The 15,739-nt window shown below is 73.4% G+C and carries 15 protein-coding genes; 11 read left to right on the top strand and 4 right to left on the bottom strand.

All coding sequences use genetic code 11. The annotated features are described in order from the left end of the window. Nucleotides 1-83 precede the first annotated feature (83 nt). The 3 genes from ABD158_RS04825 to ABD158_RS04815 are packed head-to-tail and all read right to left on the bottom strand — an operon-like array spanning nucleotide 84 to nucleotide 2,427. Nucleotides 84-1,025, bottom strand: coding sequence for a DMT family transporter (locus ABD158_RS04825; protein WP_344004472.1), 942 nt, complete (start codon nucleotides 1,023-1,025; stop codon nucleotides 84-86). Then, nucleotides 1,022-1,723 (bottom strand): MBL fold metallo-hydrolase, encoded by a 702-nt coding sequence (locus ABD158_RS04820; protein WP_344004469.1) that lies wholly within the window; start codon nucleotides 1,721-1,723, stop codon nucleotides 1,022-1,024. The genes ABD158_RS04825 and ABD158_RS04820 overlap by 4 nt, the downstream gene beginning before the upstream one ends. Beyond that, the gene (locus tag ABD158_RS04815; protein ID WP_344004466.1) at nucleotides 1,717-2,427 is read right to left on the bottom strand and encodes a maleylpyruvate isomerase family mycothiol-dependent enzyme; all 711 of its coding nucleotides are present in this window, start codon (nucleotides 2,425-2,427) and stop codon (nucleotides 1,717-1,719) included. Before ABD158_RS04815 ends, ABD158_RS04820 begins: the two co-directional genes overlap by 7 nt. Before the next feature lie 196 nt (nucleotides 2,428-2,623). On the opposite strand from ABD158_RS04815, the gene uvrA reads away from it, so the two are divergent. The 11 genes from uvrA to ABD158_RS04760 all read left to right on the top strand — a co-directional run bounded on the left by uvrA (nucleotide 2,624) and on the right by ABD158_RS04760 (nucleotide 15,092). Then, complete coding sequence (gene uvrA, locus ABD158_RS04810; protein ID WP_344004463.1) at nucleotides 2,624-5,689, top strand: excinuclease ABC subunit UvrA; 3,066 nt, start codon at nucleotides 2,624-2,626, stop codon at nucleotides 5,687-5,689. Between the two features lie 30 nt (nucleotides 5,690-5,719). Next, nucleotides 5,720-6,169 (top strand): Rieske (2Fe-2S) protein, encoded by a 450-nt coding sequence (locus ABD158_RS04805; protein WP_344004461.1) that lies wholly within the window; start codon nucleotides 5,720-5,722, stop codon nucleotides 6,167-6,169. Nucleotides 6,170-6,219: 50 nt separating this feature from the next. Next, nucleotides 6,220-8,283, top strand: a complete 2,064-nt coding sequence (gene uvrC, locus ABD158_RS04800; protein ID WP_344004459.1) for an excinuclease ABC subunit UvrC — start codon at nucleotides 6,220-6,222, stop codon at nucleotides 8,281-8,283. A gap of 68 nt (nucleotides 8,284-8,351) precedes the next feature. Further along, a complete protein-coding gene (gene rapZ, locus ABD158_RS04795; RefSeq protein ID WP_344005303.1) occupies nucleotides 8,352-9,194 on the top strand; it encodes an RNase adapter RapZ in 843 nt (280 codons plus the stop codon). A 2-nt stretch (nucleotides 9,195-9,196) separates the two neighbouring features. Continuing rightward, on the top strand, nucleotides 9,197-10,153 hold the full coding sequence (locus ABD158_RS04790; RefSeq protein WP_344004456.1) for a gluconeogenesis factor YvcK family protein: 957 nt from the start codon (nucleotides 9,197-9,199) through the stop codon (nucleotides 10,151-10,153). 76 nt (nucleotides 10,154-10,229) lie between these two features. Next, nucleotides 10,230-11,216, top strand: a complete 987-nt coding sequence (gene whiA, locus ABD158_RS04785; protein WP_344004453.1) for a DNA-binding protein WhiA — start codon at nucleotides 10,230-10,232, stop codon at nucleotides 11,214-11,216. A gap of 114 nt (nucleotides 11,217-11,330) precedes the next feature. Further along, entirely contained in the window at nucleotides 11,331-12,326 is a 996-nt protein-coding gene (gap, locus tag ABD158_RS04780) for a type I glyceraldehyde-3-phosphate dehydrogenase (protein ID WP_344004450.1), read from the top strand. 1 nt (nucleotide 12,327) lies between these two features. Then, nucleotides 12,328-13,569 (top strand): phosphoglycerate kinase, encoded by a 1,242-nt coding sequence (locus tag ABD158_RS04775; protein WP_425573137.1) that lies wholly within the window; start codon nucleotides 12,328-12,330, stop codon nucleotides 13,567-13,569. Between the two features lie 23 nt (nucleotides 13,570-13,592). Continuing rightward, on the top strand, nucleotides 13,593-14,363 hold the full coding sequence (gene tpiA / locus ABD158_RS04770) for a triose-phosphate isomerase (RefSeq protein WP_344005301.1): 771 nt from the start codon (nucleotides 13,593-13,595) through the stop codon (nucleotides 14,361-14,363). 30 nt (nucleotides 14,364-14,393) lie between these two features. Further along, complete coding sequence (secG, locus tag ABD158_RS04765; RefSeq protein ID WP_344004447.1) at nucleotides 14,394-14,633, top strand: preprotein translocase subunit SecG; 240 nt, start codon at nucleotides 14,394-14,396, stop codon at nucleotides 14,631-14,633. Nucleotides 14,634-14,726: 93 nt separating this feature from the next. Continuing rightward, a complete protein-coding gene (locus ABD158_RS04760) occupies nucleotides 14,727-15,092 on the top strand; it encodes an RNA polymerase-binding protein RbpA (protein ID WP_344004444.1) in 366 nt (121 codons plus the stop codon). Nucleotides 15,093-15,105: 13 nt separating this feature from the next. Here the strand turns inward: ABD158_RS04760 and ABD158_RS04755 are convergent, their stop codons facing one another. Beyond that, nucleotides 15,106-15,726 carry an alpha/beta hydrolase gene (locus ABD158_RS04755; protein WP_344004441.1) on the bottom strand — a complete coding sequence of 207 codons (621 nt, stop codon included), beginning with the start codon at nucleotides 15,724-15,726 and terminating at the stop codon, nucleotides 15,106-15,108. Nucleotides 15,727-15,739: the final 13 nt, after the last annotated feature.

The raw sequence follows: 15,739 nt of genomic DNA, 5'->3' as shown, positions 1-15,739 counted from the left end.
GGGCTCGCCCGCTCGTCCCGGCCTGGCGCCCCGCCACCGGCCACGGGCAGGTGGAGGGGACGGGTCACCGCGCGCTCCGGCGGCTACTTCGGCTCGGGCTCCTCGACCTGGCGGCCCAGGCTGGCGATGGCGAGCAGGACCAGCGCGGAGCCGACGACGCCGGCGGGGGTGAGGGTCTCGCCGAGGAACGCGACCGCGATCAGGACGGCGGTCACGGGCTCGAGCAGGGTGGCCACCACGACCGTGCCGCTCGGGGTCGTGCGCAGCCCGGCGAACAGCAGCACGTAGGCGAGCGCCATCGTCACGACCCCGAGGTAGACGAGCAGCGACCAGACGCGGGGGTCGTCGGTGGTCCGCTGCTGGCCGAGGACCGTCGAGCTCACGACGCCCAGGGGGACCAGCGCGAGCGCGACCACCGACAGGGTGACGGTCGCGACGGGGACGGCGCCGTAGGTCTGCGTGAGCGGCGCGCCGACCTCCGCCGACAACGCGTACGACGTGCCCGACGCGAGCGCGACCAGCACGCCGGTCGTCGTGGTCTCGCCGCCGGGGGCGTGACCGCCGCCGAGCAGGCTGACGAGCACCAGACCGGTGAGGGCGACGCCGACGGTGGTGGCCTGGGCGGGGGACGGGGCCCGGCGGTCGCGGACGGCGTGCAGCACCAGCAGCAGCACCGGCGGGATGCCCATCGCGACCACGGTCGCGACGCTGACGCCGGTGGCCAGCACGGCCACGAAGAAGAGCATCTGGAAGGCCGCCGTCAGCAGGCCGACGGCGACGGCGCGGCCCCCGTGGGCCCGGAGCAGCCGGCGACAGCCCGCGACCTGGCGACCCGCGAGGACGACCACGGCCATCACGGCGACCGCCGCGACCGCGCGGTAGGCGCCCATCACCAGCACCGGGAGGTCCGAGTACTCCCCGACCAGGGCGACCGCCGGGCCGATCGTGCCCCAGACGACGCCGGCGGCGCAGACCAGGAGCAGTCCCTCCCACCGCGGCGCCACCCGGGTGGGGGACGCCGTCACCACCCGCGCTCGCGCCACTCCGCGAGGTGGGGGCGCTGCTCGCCGAGGGTCGAGTCGTCGCCGTGACCGGGGTAGAACCAGGTCTCGTCGGGCAGGGTCGCGAAGACCTTCGCCTCGAGCTCGTCCATGAGCGTGGCGTGGTCGTCGGGCGACCAGGTCTTCCCGGGTCCGCCGGGGAAGAGGCTGTCGCCGGTCCAGAGGTGGGGGTGGCCGGACGGGTCGTCGTAGGTGAGCGCGACGGAGCCGGGCGTGTGCCCGGCGAGCGCGATGACGCCGAGCGTCACCTGCCCGACGGTCACGGTGTCCCCGTGCTCGAGGCGGCGGTCGACGGCGACGCCGGTCTGCTCGGTCGTGGCCTCCGCGTCGGGGGCGCCCACCAGGGTCTCCGCGCCGGTGGCCGCGACCACGTCGGCGAGCGCGCGGTGGTGGTCCCAGTGCTGGTGGGTGGTGACGACCGCGGTCAGACCGCCGTCGGCGACGACCTCGAGCAGCCGCGCCGACTCCGCGGCCGCGTCCACCAGCAGCTGCGCGCCGCTGGCTGTGCAGCGCAGCAGGTAGCAGTTGTTCGACATCTCCGGGTCGACGGCGACCTTCGTGATCGTCAGGCCCGGGAGCTCGCGGACGTCCGCGTCGCCGCCGGGGGAGACGGCCCCGGTGTAGGAGGAGGACCGGCTGGACGACGCGGAGGGGCTCACCATGCGCCGATCCTAGGGAGCGGGCCGTCGCAGGCCAGACCCTCGCCCGACCCGCGGCCCGACAGCCACCAGGCGAGCGTGTGCGCCGGCCCCGTGACGACGGGGTCGCCCTCGGCCCCGCCCCCGACGGACCAGGCGCGGTCGAGGTCCCCGGCGTACACGGTGAACGGCGGGTCGGCGTCGAGCGCGGCCGCCCGCGTCGCCACCACCCACGCGGCGAAGTCGCCGGGCCAGGCGGTGTGGTCGTAGCCGGGCGTCGCGAGGTCGACGTGGTGCACCTCGACCTCGCCCCGCCGGATGTCGGCGAAGGTGGCCACCTGCCGACGCATCCCCCCGGGGTACCACTCGACCTCGGTCGCCAGCGTGGTGACGGGCATCGCCTCGAGGAGGTCCGCCAGCACCGCCGCGCTGCCGAGGAACCTCTCGCGCAGCTCGCTCGGCCCGGCGTGCGCCAGCTCCTCCACGTCGTCGGCACGCGCCCGCGGGGAGTCGTAGAGCGGCTCGGCGCGGCCCGTCCGGGCCCCCTCCAGCCCCCGCGCCATCGCCTCGGCGTTGAGGGCCAGGTGGGCCACGACGTGGGCCCGGGACCAGTCGGGGAGCAGCGAGGCCCCGGCCAGGGCGGGCTCGTCGAGTCCGTCGACGGTGCGGACCAGGCGTCGGGTGGAGTCGGCGAGCCTGACGATCTCCGCGGACGGCGTGGTCGGCATGTGGGCCATTCAACACCGTTGGGTACCGCGTGCCCGAGCGTGGCAAGGTTGACGGCGACGACGTCGTGACCCCGCAGCGCCAGCGGCCCGGAAGTCCCCGCCGGGCGGCGCGCCACCTTGCGTCCCACGCCGCCAGCGCGAACACTTGTTCGAGCGACCCGACCCTGTGATCCCACGAGAGGGACCCTCGAGCCCCATGGCCGACCAGCTCATCATCCGCGGCGCCCGCGAGCACAACCTCAAGGACGTCTCCGTCGACCTCCCGCGGGACTCGCTGATCGTGTTCACGGGCCTGTCCGGGTCCGGCAAGTCCAGCCTCGCGTTCGACACGATCTTCGCCGAGGGCCAGCGCCGCTACGTCGAGTCGCTCTCGGCGTACGCCCGGCAGTTCCTCGGCCAGATGGACAAGCCCGACGTCGACTTCATCGAGGGCCTCTCGCCCGCGGTCTCGATCGACCAGAAGTCGACCTCGCGCAACCCCCGCTCGACGGTCGGCACGATCACCGAGGTCTACGACTACCTGCGTCTGCTCTGGGCCCGCGCGGGCCGCCCGCACTGCCCGACCTGCGGCGCCCCGATCGAGCGTCAGACGCCCCAGCAGATCGTCGACCGCGTCCTCGCCCTCGAGGAGGGCCGGCGCTTCCAGGTGCTCGCCCCCGTCGTCCGCGGCCGCAAGGGCGAGTACGTCGACCTGTTCCGCGAGCTGCAGACCCAGGGCTTCAGCCGGGCCCGCGTCGACGGCGAGACCCACCCGATGGACGCGCCGCCCAAGCTCGACAAGCAGCGCAAGCACACCATCGAGGTCGTCGTGGACCGCCTGGCGGTGAAGGAGTCCGCCAAGCGCCGGCTGACGGACTCCGTCGAGACCGCCCTGCGCCTGGCCGCCGGGCTGGTCGTGCTGGAGTTCGTCGACCTGCCCGAGAAGGACCCGGGCCGGGAGATGAAGTTCTCCGAGAAGATGTCGTGCCCCAACGACCACGCCATCGACACCGACGACCTGGAGCCCCGCTCCTTCTCGTTCAACTCGCCCTTCGGCGCCTGCCCGGCCTGCACCGGTCTCGGCACGCGGCTGGAGATCGACCCCGAGCTCGTCGTGCCCGATCCCGGCGCCACGCTCGGCGAGGGCGCGATCCAGCCCTGGAGCGGCGCGCACGTCGCCGACTACTTCATCCGGCTGCTCGGTGCGCTGGGCGACGAGCTCGGCTTCGACCTCAACACCCCGTGGGAGGAGCTGCCCGGCAGCGCCCACCGCGCGATCCTCGACGGGCACGCCACGAAGGTCCACGTGCGGCACCGCAACCGCTACGGGCGCGAGCGCTCGTACTACTCAGAGTTCGAGGGCGTCGCCCGCTACGTGGAGCGCCGCCACCGCGAGGCCGAGTCCGACACGAGCCGCGAGCGGTTCGAGGGCTTCATGCGCGAGGTGCCCTGCCCGACCTGCCGCGGGAGCCGGCTGAAGCCGGTCTCGATGGCCGTCACCGTCGGCGGCCGCAACATCGCCGACGTCTGCGCCCTGCCGATCAACGAGGCCGCCGACTTCCTGCGCTCCCTCGAGCTGAGCGGCCGCGAGCAGCAGATCGCCGAGCAGGTGCTCAAGGAGATCAACGAGCGCCTCAACTTCCTGCTCGACGTCGGCCTCGACTACCTCTCCCTGGACCGTCCCTCGGGGTCGCTGTCGGGCGGCGAGGCCCAGCGGATCCGGCTCGCGACCCAGATCGGCGCCGGTCTGGTCGGCGTGCTCTACGTCCTCGACGAGCCCTCCATCGGCCTGCACCAGCGCGACAACCACCGCCTCATCGAGACCCTCGTGCGCCTGCGCGACCTCGGCAACACGCTGATCGTCGTCGAGCACGACGAGGACACGATCAAGGTCGCCGACTGGGTCGTCGACGTCGGGCCGGGCGCCGGCGAGCACGGCGGCCAGGTCGTCCACTCCGGCAGCGTCCAGGGCCTGCTCGAGCACCCCGACTCCCTGACCGGTCGCTACCTGTCGGGCCGTGAGGAGATCCCGGTCCCCGCCGTGCGCCGCCCCCGGACGGTCGGCCGCGAGCTGACGGTGCACGGCGCCCGCCAGAACAACCTGCACGACGTCGACGCGTCGTTCCCGCTCGGCCTCTTCGTCGCGGTCACCGGCGTCTCCGGGTCCGGCAAGTCGACGCTGGTCAACGACATCCTCTACCTCTCGCTGGCCAAGCAGCTGTACGGCGCCCGCACCGTGCCGGGCCGGCACCGCAAGATCACGGGCACCGAGCACGTCGACAAGGTCGTCCACGTCGACCAGTCGCCGATCGGCCGCACGCCGCGCTCCAACCCGGCGACGTACACCGGCGTCTTCGACCACGTCCGCAAGCTCTTCGCCGCGACCCCGGAGGCGAAGGTCCGCGGGTACCTGCAAGGCCGGTTCTCGTTCAACGTCAAGGGCGGGCGCTGCGAGGCGTGCGCGGGAGACGGCACGATCAAGATCGAGATGAACTTCCTGCCCGACGTCTACGTGCCGTGCGAGGTCTGCCACGGGGCCCGCTACAACCGCGAGACGCTCGAGGTCCACTACAAGGGCAAGACCATCGCCGAGGTCCTGCAGATGCCGATCGAGGAGGCCGTCGACTTCTTCGAGGCGGTGCCCGCGATCAACCGGCACCTGCGCACCCTGGTCGAGGTCGGCCTCGGCTACGTCCGGCTCGGGCAGCCCGCCACGACGCTGTCGGGGGGCGAGGCGCAGCGCGTCAAGCTCGCCGCGGAGCTGCAGAAGCGCTCCACCGGGCGCACCGTCTACGTGCTCGACGAGCCGACCACCGGCCTCCACTTCGAGGACATCCGCAAGCTGCTGCTGGTGCTCGGCCGCCTCGTCGACCAGGGCAACACGGTGCTGGTGATCGAGCACAACCTCGACGTCATCAAGACCGCCGACTGGCTGGTCGACATGGGGCCCGAGGGCGGCTCGCGCGGGGGCACGATCGTCGCGCAGGGCACGCCCGAGGAGGTCGTGGCCGTGCCGGAGAGCCACACCGGCCGCTTCCTGGCGCCCCTGATCGAGGGCCGCGAGGCGACGCGCAGCCGGGCCAAGCGCCCGCCGACCGACGAGCTGCCGGTCCGCAGCCGCACGGCCACGGCGGCCCGCAAGAAGGCCGCCGCCCGCGAGGCCGCCGCGGCGACGAAGGCGCCTGGGAAGGCGCCGGCGTCGTCGACGGCCACGAAGACGGCGAAGAAGACCGCGAAGCGTCCGGCCAAGAAGACGGTGAGAAAGTCCGCGACGGCGTCCTGAGCCCACGACCGCCTGGCTAGGCTCGCCGGCATGAGCGCTTCCCCCGACGCCCACGCCCACCGCTGCCTGTCGCGCCGTACGGCGATCGGCGGCGCCGCCTGCCTCGGGATCGGTGCCCCGCTGCTCGTCGCCTGCGGCTCGGGCGACAGCGGCTCGGGCTCGGCGTCGGGCGGCTCCTCCGAGGCCCCGGCGGCGGGCACCGCGATCGCGGCCACCGCGGACATCCCGGTCGGTGGCGGCGTGATCTTCCCCGACGAGAACGTGGTCGTCACCCAGCCCACCGAGGGCGAGTTCAAGGCGTTCAACGCCGAGTGCACCCACCAGGGCTGCCAGGTCACCGAGGTCACCGAGACCATCGACTGCGCCTGCCACGGCAGTGCCTTCTCGCTGACCGACGGCGCCCCCACGGCCGGGCCGGCGCAGGACCCCCTGGCCGAGGTCGAGATCTCGGTCTCGGGCGACGAGATCACCGTCGTCTGACGAGCCCGTCCCCCGACACCGCTGTCGGGGGTGCCTCGTAGGGTTGTCGGGTGGCATCGGCGAGGGCGAGGAGGAGCGGGCGGGGACCCCAGTCCTACCGTCCGGAGCCGGGCTCCATCCCGACCCAGCCGGGGGTCTACAAGTTCCGTGACCCCGCCGGGCGCGTGGTCTACGTCGGCAAGGCGAAGAACCTCCGCGCGCGCCTGTCGTCCTACTTCCAGGACATCGTCAACCTCCACCCGCGCACCGCGCAGATGGTCACGACGGCGGCGTCCGTCGAGTGGACCGTCGTCGGCACCGAGGTCGAGGCGCTGCAGCTGGAGTACTCCTGGATCAAGGAGTTCGACCCGCGCTTCAACGTCAAGTACCGCGACGACAAGTCCTACCCGTGGCTGGCGGTGACCGTCGGCGAGGAGTTCCCCCGCGTCATGGTCGGCCGCGGCGCCAAGCGCAAGGGCACCCGCTACTTCGGGCCCTACAGCCACGCCTGGGCGATCCGCGAGACCGTCGACGTCCTGCTGCGGGTCTTCCCCATGCGCTCGTGCAGCTCCGGGGTCTTCACGCGCAGCCAGCAGGTGGGCCGCCCCTGCCTGCTCGGCTACATCGACAAGTGCTCCGCCCCGTGCGTCGGCTCGGTGTCGCCCGAGGAGCACCGCGAGATCGTCGACGACTTCTGTGACTTCATGGGCGGGCGCACCAAGCCGTTCCTCACCCGCATCCGCAAGGAGATGTACGCCGCCTCCGAGGCGCAGGAGTACGAGCGCGCCGCCCGGTTGCGCGACGACCTCGGCGCGATGGAGCGGGCGCTGGAGAAGCAGGCCGTCGTGCTCGGCGACGGCGCGGACGCCGACGTCATCGCCTTCGCGGAGGACCCCCTCGAGGTCGCGGTCCAGATCTTCTACGTCCGCGGCGGCCGGGTGCGGGGCCAGCGCGGCTGGGTCGCCGACCGGGTCGAGGAGGGGGACACCGAGGAGCTCGTCGAGGGCTTCCTGCTCCAGATGTACGGCGGGGAGTCGGGCGACGCGATCCCGCGCGAGGTGCTGGTGCCGGCGCTCCCGCCGGAGACGGAGACCCTCGAGCAGCTGCTGGGCGAGCTGCGTGGTGCGAAGGTCGCGATCCGGGTGCCGCAGCGGGGGGACAAGAAGGCGCTGCAGGAGACCGTCGGCCGCAACGCCCTCCAGGCCCTCGGCCTGCACAAGACCAGGCGCGCGAGCGACCTGACGATGCGCAACCGGGCCCTGGAGGAGATCGCCGACGCCCTCGACCTCGACGAGGCCCCGCTGCGCATCGAGTGCTACGACGTCTCCAACCTCCAGGGCACCGAGGTCGTCGCCTCGATGGTCGTCTTCGAGGACGGGCTGGCGCGCAAGGGGGAGTACCGCCGCTTCGTGATCCGCGGCGTCGACGGGCAGAACGACGTGGCCTCGATGCACGAGGTGATCACCCGCCGGTTCCGACGGCTGCTCGACGAGCAGAGCACGAGCGTGGAGCGCGAGGGCGCCGGCGAGGGCGAGGGCCCGATGCTGGTCGACCCGGAGACCGGTCGGCCCCGCAAGTTCGCCTACGCCCCGGGCCTCGTGGTCGTCGACGGCGGTCCGCCGCAGGTCGCCGCCGCGCAGCAGGCGCTCGACGAGCTCGGCATCGACGACGTCCCCGTCTGCGGCCTGGCCAAGCGCCTCGAGGAGGTGTGGCTGCCGGCGGAGGCCGACCCGGTGATCCTCCCGCGCTCCTCGGAGGGGCTCTACCTGCTGCAGCGGATCCGCGACGAGGCCCACCGCTTCGCCATCACCCACCACCGCAACCGCCGCAGCAAGTCGATGGTGGAGAGCGCGCTCGACGACGTCCCGGGGCTGGGGGAGGTGCGCCGCAAGACCCTCCTCAAGCACTTCGGGTCGCTGCGCAAGCTCCGGCTCGCGGAGCCCGAGGAGATCGCCCAGGTCCCCGGCATCGGGCCCCGCACCGCGGCCGCCATCAAGGAGGCGGTCTCCGTGAGGGCGAGCCCCGGCGCGGGCGACCCGGGCGACCCGGCCGGTGCGCGCGGCGCCGCGGGCCGACAGGATGCGGGGGTCCGGGTCAACACGGCCACCGGCGAGATCCTGGAGGACGACGCGTGAGCGAGCAGCATCCCGAGGGGGTCCCCGCGGACGGGGCCGGGGCGACGACGACCCATGACGGAGAGCTCGTGGTCGTGACCGGCATGACCGGCGCCGGTCGCAGCACCGCGGCCAAGGAGCTCGAGGACCTCGGCTTCTTCGTCATCGACAACCTGCCGCCGAGCCTGCTGCGCGACGCCGTGCGCCTCGTCGACGAGTCGATGGGCCAGACCCAGGCGATCGCGGTCGTCGTCGACGTCCGCTCCGGCTCGTTCTTCGGCAGCCTGCAGGCCACGCTCGCCCAGCAGACCACCGGCCGGCGCACCACCCTGCTGTTCCTCGACGCCTCCGACGACGTCCTGGTGCGCCGCCAGGAGGCCGCTCGGCGCCCGCACCCGCTGCAGGCCGGCGGTCGGCTGCTCGACGGACTGTCCCGCGAGCGGCGGGTCCTGGCCGACCTGCGCAGCGGCGCCGACCTCGTCATCGACACGACCACGCTCAACGTCCACCAGCTCACCGACCGCGTCGCCGAGGCCTTCGGGACCCCGGACACCACCCGGCTGAAGATCACGGTCGTCAGCTTCGGCTTCAAGTACGGCATCCCCGTCGACGCCGACCTCGTCGCCGACATGCGCTTCCTGCCCAACCCGTACTGGGTGCCCGAGCTGCGGCCGATGAACGGCCGCGACGCGGAGGTCGCGGAGTACGTGCTGGCGCGGCCGGGCGCCGCGGACTTCCTCGACCAGTACGTGCCGCTGGTCGAGACGGTCGCCGGGGGCTACCTGCAGGAGGGCAAGCGCTTCGTGACCATCGCCATCGGCTGCACCGGCGGCAAGCACCGCAGCGTGGCGATGAGCGAGCAGATCGCGGAGCGACTCCGCGCGCAGGGGTACGACGCCCGCGCCACCCACCGCGACCTCGGCCGGGAGTAGCGGTGCGTGCCCCCGCGGTGGTCGCCCTCGGCGGCGGCCACGGACTCCACGCGACGCTGTCCGCGCTGCGTCGGGTCACCGGACCGGAGCACGGCGGCGAGCTGACCGCGGTCGTGACCGTCGCCGACAACGGCGGGTCCTCGGGCCGGCTGCGCGGCGAGTTCGGCGTCCTGCCGCCGGGCGACCTGCGGATGGCGCTGGCCGCCCTGTGCGGCGACGACGAGTGGGGTCGCACCTGGGCGGACGTGCTGCAGCACCGCTTCGCCGGCGCGGGGGAGATGAACGGCCACGTCGTCGGCAACCTGCTCATCGTCTCGCTGTGGGAGCGGCTGGGCGACCACGTCGAGGCGCTGGAGTGGGTCGCCCGGCTGCTCGGCGCCCAGGGGCGCGTGCTGCCGATGGCGACGGTGCCGCTCGACATCGCCGCCGACGTGCGCGGGCTGGACGCGCTGGACCCGGCCGGGACCAGCACCGTCCGCGGGCAGGTCGAGGTGGCCCGCACGACGGGGGAGATCGCTGCGGTGCGGCTCGACCCGCCGGACGCCGCCGCCTGCCCCCAGGCGGTGGCCGCGGTGCGCGAGGCCGACTTCGTCGTGCTCGGACCGGGCTCGTGGTTCACCTCGGTCATCCCTCACGTCCTGGTGCCGGAGCTGCGCGCCGCGCTGTGCGAGACCTCCGCGGAGGTCGTCGTCGTGCTCAACCTCGAGCAGCAGCTCGGCGAGACCACCGGCTACAGCCCGGAGGACCACCTCGAGGTGCTCCTGGAGCACGTGCCCGACCTGCCCGTCCACGCCGTCGTCGCGGACCGGCGCAGCATCGCCGACGCGGACGCGCTCGGCCTCGCCGTCGCGTCCTACGGCGCCCGGCTCGTGCTCGCCGACGTGGGCCTCGACGGCGAGGAGGCGCGCCACGACCCGGCCCGTCTGGCCGTGGTCCTGGCCGAGCTGTTCGACCGGTGAGCGGTGCGTCACGGTTCGGTGGCGGAGGGCCTCGGCGAGGGTCGGGGTCGTTGACCTCCGTGGCAGGATCAGCGCCATGGCGATGACGGCACAGGTGAAGGCGGAGCTGTCGAGCACGAGGATCACGAAGACCTGCTGCCGCAAGGCCGAGGTCGCCTCCATGCTCCGCTTCGCGGGGGGCCTGCACATCGTCGGCGGCAAGATCGTCATCGAGGCCGAGCTCGACACGGGGGCCGCCGCGCGGCGCCTGCGCACCGACGTCGCCGAGGTCTTCGGGCACTCCTCCGAGGTCGCGATGGTGCAGGCCAGCGGCCTGCGTCGCGGCAGCCGCTACGTCGTACGGGTGGTCAAGGACGGTGAGGCCCTGGCCCGCCAGACGGGCCTGCTCGACGGTCGCGGTCGCCCGGTGCGTGGCCTGCCGCCCCACGTCGTGTCCGGCGGCGGCTGCGACTCCGTGGCGGCCTGGCGCGGTGCGTTCCTCGCCCACGGCTCGTTGACGGAGCCCGGCCGCTCCGCGGCCCTCGAGCTCACCTGCCCCGGCCCCGAGGCCGCGCTGGCCCTCGTCGGTGTCGCCCGCCGGCTGGGGATCTCCGCGAAGGCCCGCGAGGTCCGCGGCGTCGACCGCGTCGTGATCCGCGACGGCGACGCGATCGGCGCGCTGCTGACCCGGCTGGGCGCCCACGAGTCGCTGATGGCCTGGGAGGAGCGGCGGATGCGCCGCGAGGTGCGGGCCACCGCCAACCGCCTCGCCAACTTCGACGACGCCAACCTGCGACGCTCGGCGCGCGCGGCGGTCGCCGCGGGGGCCCGCGTGGAGCGGGCGATGGAGCTGCTGGGCGAGGACGTGCCCGACCACCTCCGCATGGCCGGCACGCTGCGCCTCGAGCACAAGCAGGCCTCGCTGGAGGAGCTCGGCCAGCTCCACGAGCCCGTCCTGACCAAGGACGCGATCGCCGGCCGGATCCGCCGGCTGCTGGCGATGGCCGACAAGCGCGCCGAGGAGCTGGGCGTCCCCGGCACCGAGGCGTCGCTGACCGAGGAGATGCTGGCCGAGGACGCCTGAGGGCGCGGCGACCGGGTTACCGGTCGGTACTCCGGACAGCGGTTACCCGCCGTCGGTCACGGCCGATAGTGTCCGAGGTGTCCGACCACACACCCCGGTTGAGGAGCATCACCAGTGACCGTTCGCGTAGGCATCAACGGATTCGGCCGGATCGGCCGCAACTTCTTCCGGGCCGTGGAGGCCTCCGGCGCCGACATCGAGATCGTGGCCGTCAACGACCTGACGGACAACGCCTCGCTGGCCCACCTGCTGAAGTTCGACTCGATCCTCGGCCGCCTCGGCCACGACGTGACGAGCTCCGAGACCGCCATCACCGTCGGCGGCCGCGAGATCCGCGCCTTCGCCGAGCGCGACCCCGCCTCCCTGCCGTGGGGTGAGGTCGGCGTCGACGTCGTCGTCGAGTCCACCGGCTTCTTCACCGACGCCACCAAGGCCAAGGCCCACGTCGAGGGCGGGGCCAAGAAGGTCATCATCTCGGCGCCGGCCTCCAACGAGGACGTCACCATCGTCATGGGCGTCAACGAGGGCGACTACGACCCGGCCTCGCACACCGTGATCTCGAACGCCTCCTGCACCACCAACTGCCTCGCCCCGATGGCCAAGGCCCTCAACGACGGCCTCGGCATCGTGAAGGGCCTGATGACCACGGTGCACGCCTACACCGCGGACCAGAACCTGCAGGACAACATCCACAAGGACCCCCGCCGCGCCCGCGCCGCCGCGCTGAACGTCGTCCCGACCTCCACCGGCGCCGCCAAGGCCATCGGCCTGGTGCTGCCCGAGATGAAGGGCAAGCTCGACGGCTACGCGCTGCGGGTCCCGGTCCCGACCGGCTCCGCCACCGACCTGACCTTCGAGGCCGCCCGCGAGACCTCCGTCGACGAGGTCAACGAGATCGTGAAGGCCGCCGCCGACGGCACGATCCTGCGCTACTCGACCGACCCGATCGTGTCCTCCGACATCGTCACCGACCCGGCGTCCTGCATCTTCGACGCCCCGCTGACCAAGGTCATCGGCAACCAGGTCAAGGTCGTCGGCTGGTACGACAACGAGTGGGGCTACTCCAACCGCCTCGCCGACCTGATCGTCCACGTCGGCCGCTCGCTCTGACGTGGCGGTCATCGACGGTCCCCTCTCCGGGCTCGGCGACGTCGCCGGCCGGCGCGTGCTGGTCCGCTCGGACCTGAACGTGCCGCTCGACGGCCCGGCCGACGCGCGGGTCATCACCGACGACGGCCGGGTGAGGGCGTCCGTGCCCACGATCCGCGCGCTGGCCGAGGCCGGTGCACGGGTCGTCGTGGTCGCCCACCTCGGGCGGCCCGACGGCGCCCCGGACCCGGCGTACTCCCTGCGGCCGGTGGCGGCCCGCCTCGGCGAGCTCCTCGGCCGCGAGGTGGCGTTCGCGACCGACACGGTGGGGGAGTCGGCCACCGAGACGGTCGCGGCCCTGGCCGACGGCGACGTCGCGGTCCTGGAGAACGTGCGCTTCGAGCCCGCCGAGACCTCGAAGCAGGACGAGCTGCGCGGGGCCTTCGCGACCGAGCTGGCCCAGCTCGCCGACGCCTTCGTCTCCGACGGCTTCGGCGTCGTGCACCGCAAGCAGGCGAGCGTCTACGACGTGGCGCAGCACCTGCCCGGCGTCATGGGCGGCCTGGTCGCGGCCGAGATCGACGTCCTGCGCCGCCTCACCCACGAGCCCGACCGGCCCTACGCCGTCGTGCTCGGCGGGTCGAAGGTCTCCGACAAGCTCGGGGTGATCGACAACCTCCTCGGCAAGGCCGACCGGCTGCTGATCGGCGGCGGCATGGTCTTCACCTTCCTCGCCGCCCGGGGCGCCGAGGTCGGCAGGTCGCTGCTCGAGGCCGACCAGGTCGAGCGCTGCCGTGAGTACGTGCGGCGGGCCGAGGAGCTCGGCGTGCAGCTGCTGCTGCCGACCGACGTCGTGGTCGACACGGCGTTCCCCTCGGACGGGCGCGAGCCGCAGCCGCAGGTCGTGGCCGCCGACGCCATCCCCGCCGACGCGCTCGGCCTGGACATCGGTCCCGAGTCCGCCCGGGCCTTCGCCGCGGCCCTCGCCGACGCCCGCACCGTGTTCTGGAACGGCCCGATGGGCGTGTTCGAGACCGACGCCTTCGCCGACGGCACCCGCGCGGTCGCGCAGGCGCTGGTCGACGTGACCGACGCCGGCGGGCTGTCCGTGGTGGGGGGCGGCGACTCCGCCGCCGCCGTGCGGCGCCTCGGGTTCGACGAGGAGGCGTTCGGCCACATCTCCACCGGGGGTGGCGCGAGCCTGGAGTTCCTGGAGGGCACCGAGCTGCCCGGCGTCGCCGTGCTGGAGAGGAGCGTGTCGTGAGCACCACCACGAGGACCCCGCTGATGGCGGGCAACTGGAAGATGAACCTCGACCACGCCGAGGCCGTGCACCTGGTGCAGAAGCTGGCGTGGACGCTGCAGGACAAGAAGCACGACCCGGCCCGCGCCGAGGTCGTCGTCATCCCCCCGTTCACCGACCTGCGGTCGGTCCAGACCCTGGTGGACGGCGACCGGCTCAAGCTCGCGTACGGCGCGCAGGACGTCTCCACCGAGGCCTCGGGGGCGCGGACCGGCGAGATCTCCGCGCACATGCTCGCGCGCCTGGGGTGCCGTTACGTCGTGGTGGGCCACTCCGAGCGACGCGAGTTCCACGCCGAGTCCGACGAGCTCGTCAACGCCAAGGCGCGGGCCACGCTCGGCGCCGGGATGACCCCCATCGTGTGTGTCGGCGAGGGTCTCGAGGTGCGACAGGCGGGCGACCAGGTGGCCCACACCCTCGCGCAGGTCGACGGCTCGCTGGCGGGCTTCGGCGCCGAGGAGGTCGCGGGTCTGGTCGTGGCCTACGAGCCCGTGTGGGCGATCGGCACCGGCGAGGTCGCGACGCCCGACGACGCGCAGGAGGTGTGCGGCGCGATCCGCGCGAGGGTCCGCGAGGTGCACGGCGACGCGGCGGCCGACGGCCTCCGGGTGCTCTACGGCGGGTCGGTCAAGGCCGCCAACGTCGCCGGCATCATGGCGCAGACCGACGTCGACGGCTGCCTCGTGGGTGGCGCCAGCCTCCAGGCCGACGAGTTCGGCGGGATCTGCCGGTTCTACGACATGCCGGTGCTCTGAGCGCCCGCCCGTGACGTAAGGTAACCGACCGTGACCCTGGTTCTGACCGTCCTGCTCATGCTGACCAGCCTGCTGCTCATCGTGATGGTGCTCCTCCACAAGGGGCGCGGCGGCGGGCTCTCGGACATGTTCGGAGGCGGTGTCTCCAGCTCGCTGGGGGGCTCGTCCGTCGCGGAGCGCAACCTCGACCGGTTCACGGTCGGCATCGGCATGATCTGGTTCGCCTGCGTGCTGGCGCTCGGTCTGCTCTACGCGTACGGCGCCGCCTAGTCACACCCGGTCGCCGACTCAGGGGAGGGATCGGCGACCGTCTCGCGGTGCGGCAGCGGCCGTCCCGCCACAGAACGACCACAGGGAGGGTTCATGGCTGGTGGAAGTGGAGCGAGCGCGATCCGGGGGAGCCGGGTCGGCTCCGGCCCGATGGGCGAGGCCGAGCGCGGCGAGGCCGCCCCGCGGCAGACGGTGACCTACTTCTGTCACCACGACCACCGGTCGGTGATCGCGTTCTCCGTCGAGGCCGACGTGCCCGACACCTGGGACTGCCCGAAGTGCGGCATGCCCGCCAGCCTGGACTCCGAGAACCCGCCCGAGGCGCCCCGCATCGCGCCCTACAAGACGCACCTCGCCTACGTGAAGGAGCGTCGCAGCGACGCGGAGGCGGCCTCCATCCTCGACGAGGCCCTCGCCAGCCTGCGCTCCAAGCGCAAGGCCGGGGAGATCATCTTCTGATCCCCGTCCGGGTCTAGACCCCGTCCTCGACGCGCTCGGTGATCGCGTCGAGGACGCGGTCGCCCTGGTCGGTCTCGAAGATCGCCTGGGCGTGCGCGTCGCCCGGCAGCAGCAGCAGCTCGTTGTCGTCGCCGCTCGACGTCGCGGCCATCTCGTCCGAGGCCGCGGCGACGGGGTCGCCCTGGCTGGCGACGAACAGCTTGGGCTGGTCGGGCAGGTCGCTGACGGCGTCGGTGGGCGAGAGCAGCACCAGCTGGTCGGCCAGCCGCGGCTGCTCGGCCACGGCGCCCAGCACGGTGTCCGCCCCCGCGCTGGCGCCGACCAGCGTCACCTGCTCGACCCCGTCGACCTGCCGCAGCCGCTGGACCGCGGCGCCCACGGCCTCGGCCGACAGGTCCTCGATGGCGACCACGGTCGCGCCGGCGTCGGCCAGCGCGACGGCCTGGTCCTCCCAGCTCGCCGCGTCGTACGACGCACCGTGGGCCAGCACGACGCCCTGCGGGCCGTCGCCCCAGACGAGGGCCTCGCCGTCCGCGAGGTCCACCGTCTCCCCGGTGCCGGAGCTGCAGCCGGCGAGCCCGAGGGACGCGAGCAGCAGGGCGGACGAGGCGAGGGCGCGGACGGTGCGGGACACCCCGGAAGACTAC

Source organism: Nocardioides lentus, assembly GCF_039529515.1.
Taxonomy (GTDB): domain Bacteria; phylum Actinomycetota; class Actinomycetes; order Propionibacteriales; family Nocardioidaceae; genus Nocardioides; species Nocardioides lentus.
Note: the sequence above shows the minus strand (reverse complement) of the source record. Positions and strands in the feature narration are given on the sequence as shown.

Bases quoted from the DNA above. Each gene is read 5' to 3' on its own strand.
- ABD158_RS04820 (WP_344004469.1), bottom strand. From the start codon at position 1,723: ATGGTGAGCCCCTCCGCGTCGTCCAGCCGGTCCTCCTCCTACACCGGG.
- ABD158_RS04815 (WP_344004466.1), bottom strand. From the start codon at position 2,427: ATGCCGACCACGCCGTCCGCGGAGATCGTCAGGCTCGCCGACTCCACC.
- uvrA (WP_344004463.1), top strand. From the start codon at position 2,624: ATGGCCGACCAGCTCATCATCCGCGGCGCCCGCGAGCACAACCTCAAG.
- ABD158_RS04805 (WP_344004461.1), top strand. From the start codon at position 5,720: ATGAGCGCTTCCCCCGACGCCCACGCCCACCGCTGCCTGTCGCGCCGT.
- whiA (WP_344004453.1), top strand. From the start codon at position 10,230: ATGGCGATGACGGCACAGGTGAAGGCGGAGCTGTCGAGCACGAGGATC.
- tpiA (WP_344005301.1), top strand. From the start codon at position 13,593: ATGGCGGGCAACTGGAAGATGAACCTCGACCACGCCGAGGCCGTGCAC.
- ABD158_RS04760 (WP_344004444.1), top strand. From the start codon at position 14,727: ATGGCTGGTGGAAGTGGAGCGAGCGCGATCCGGGGGAGCCGGGTCGGC.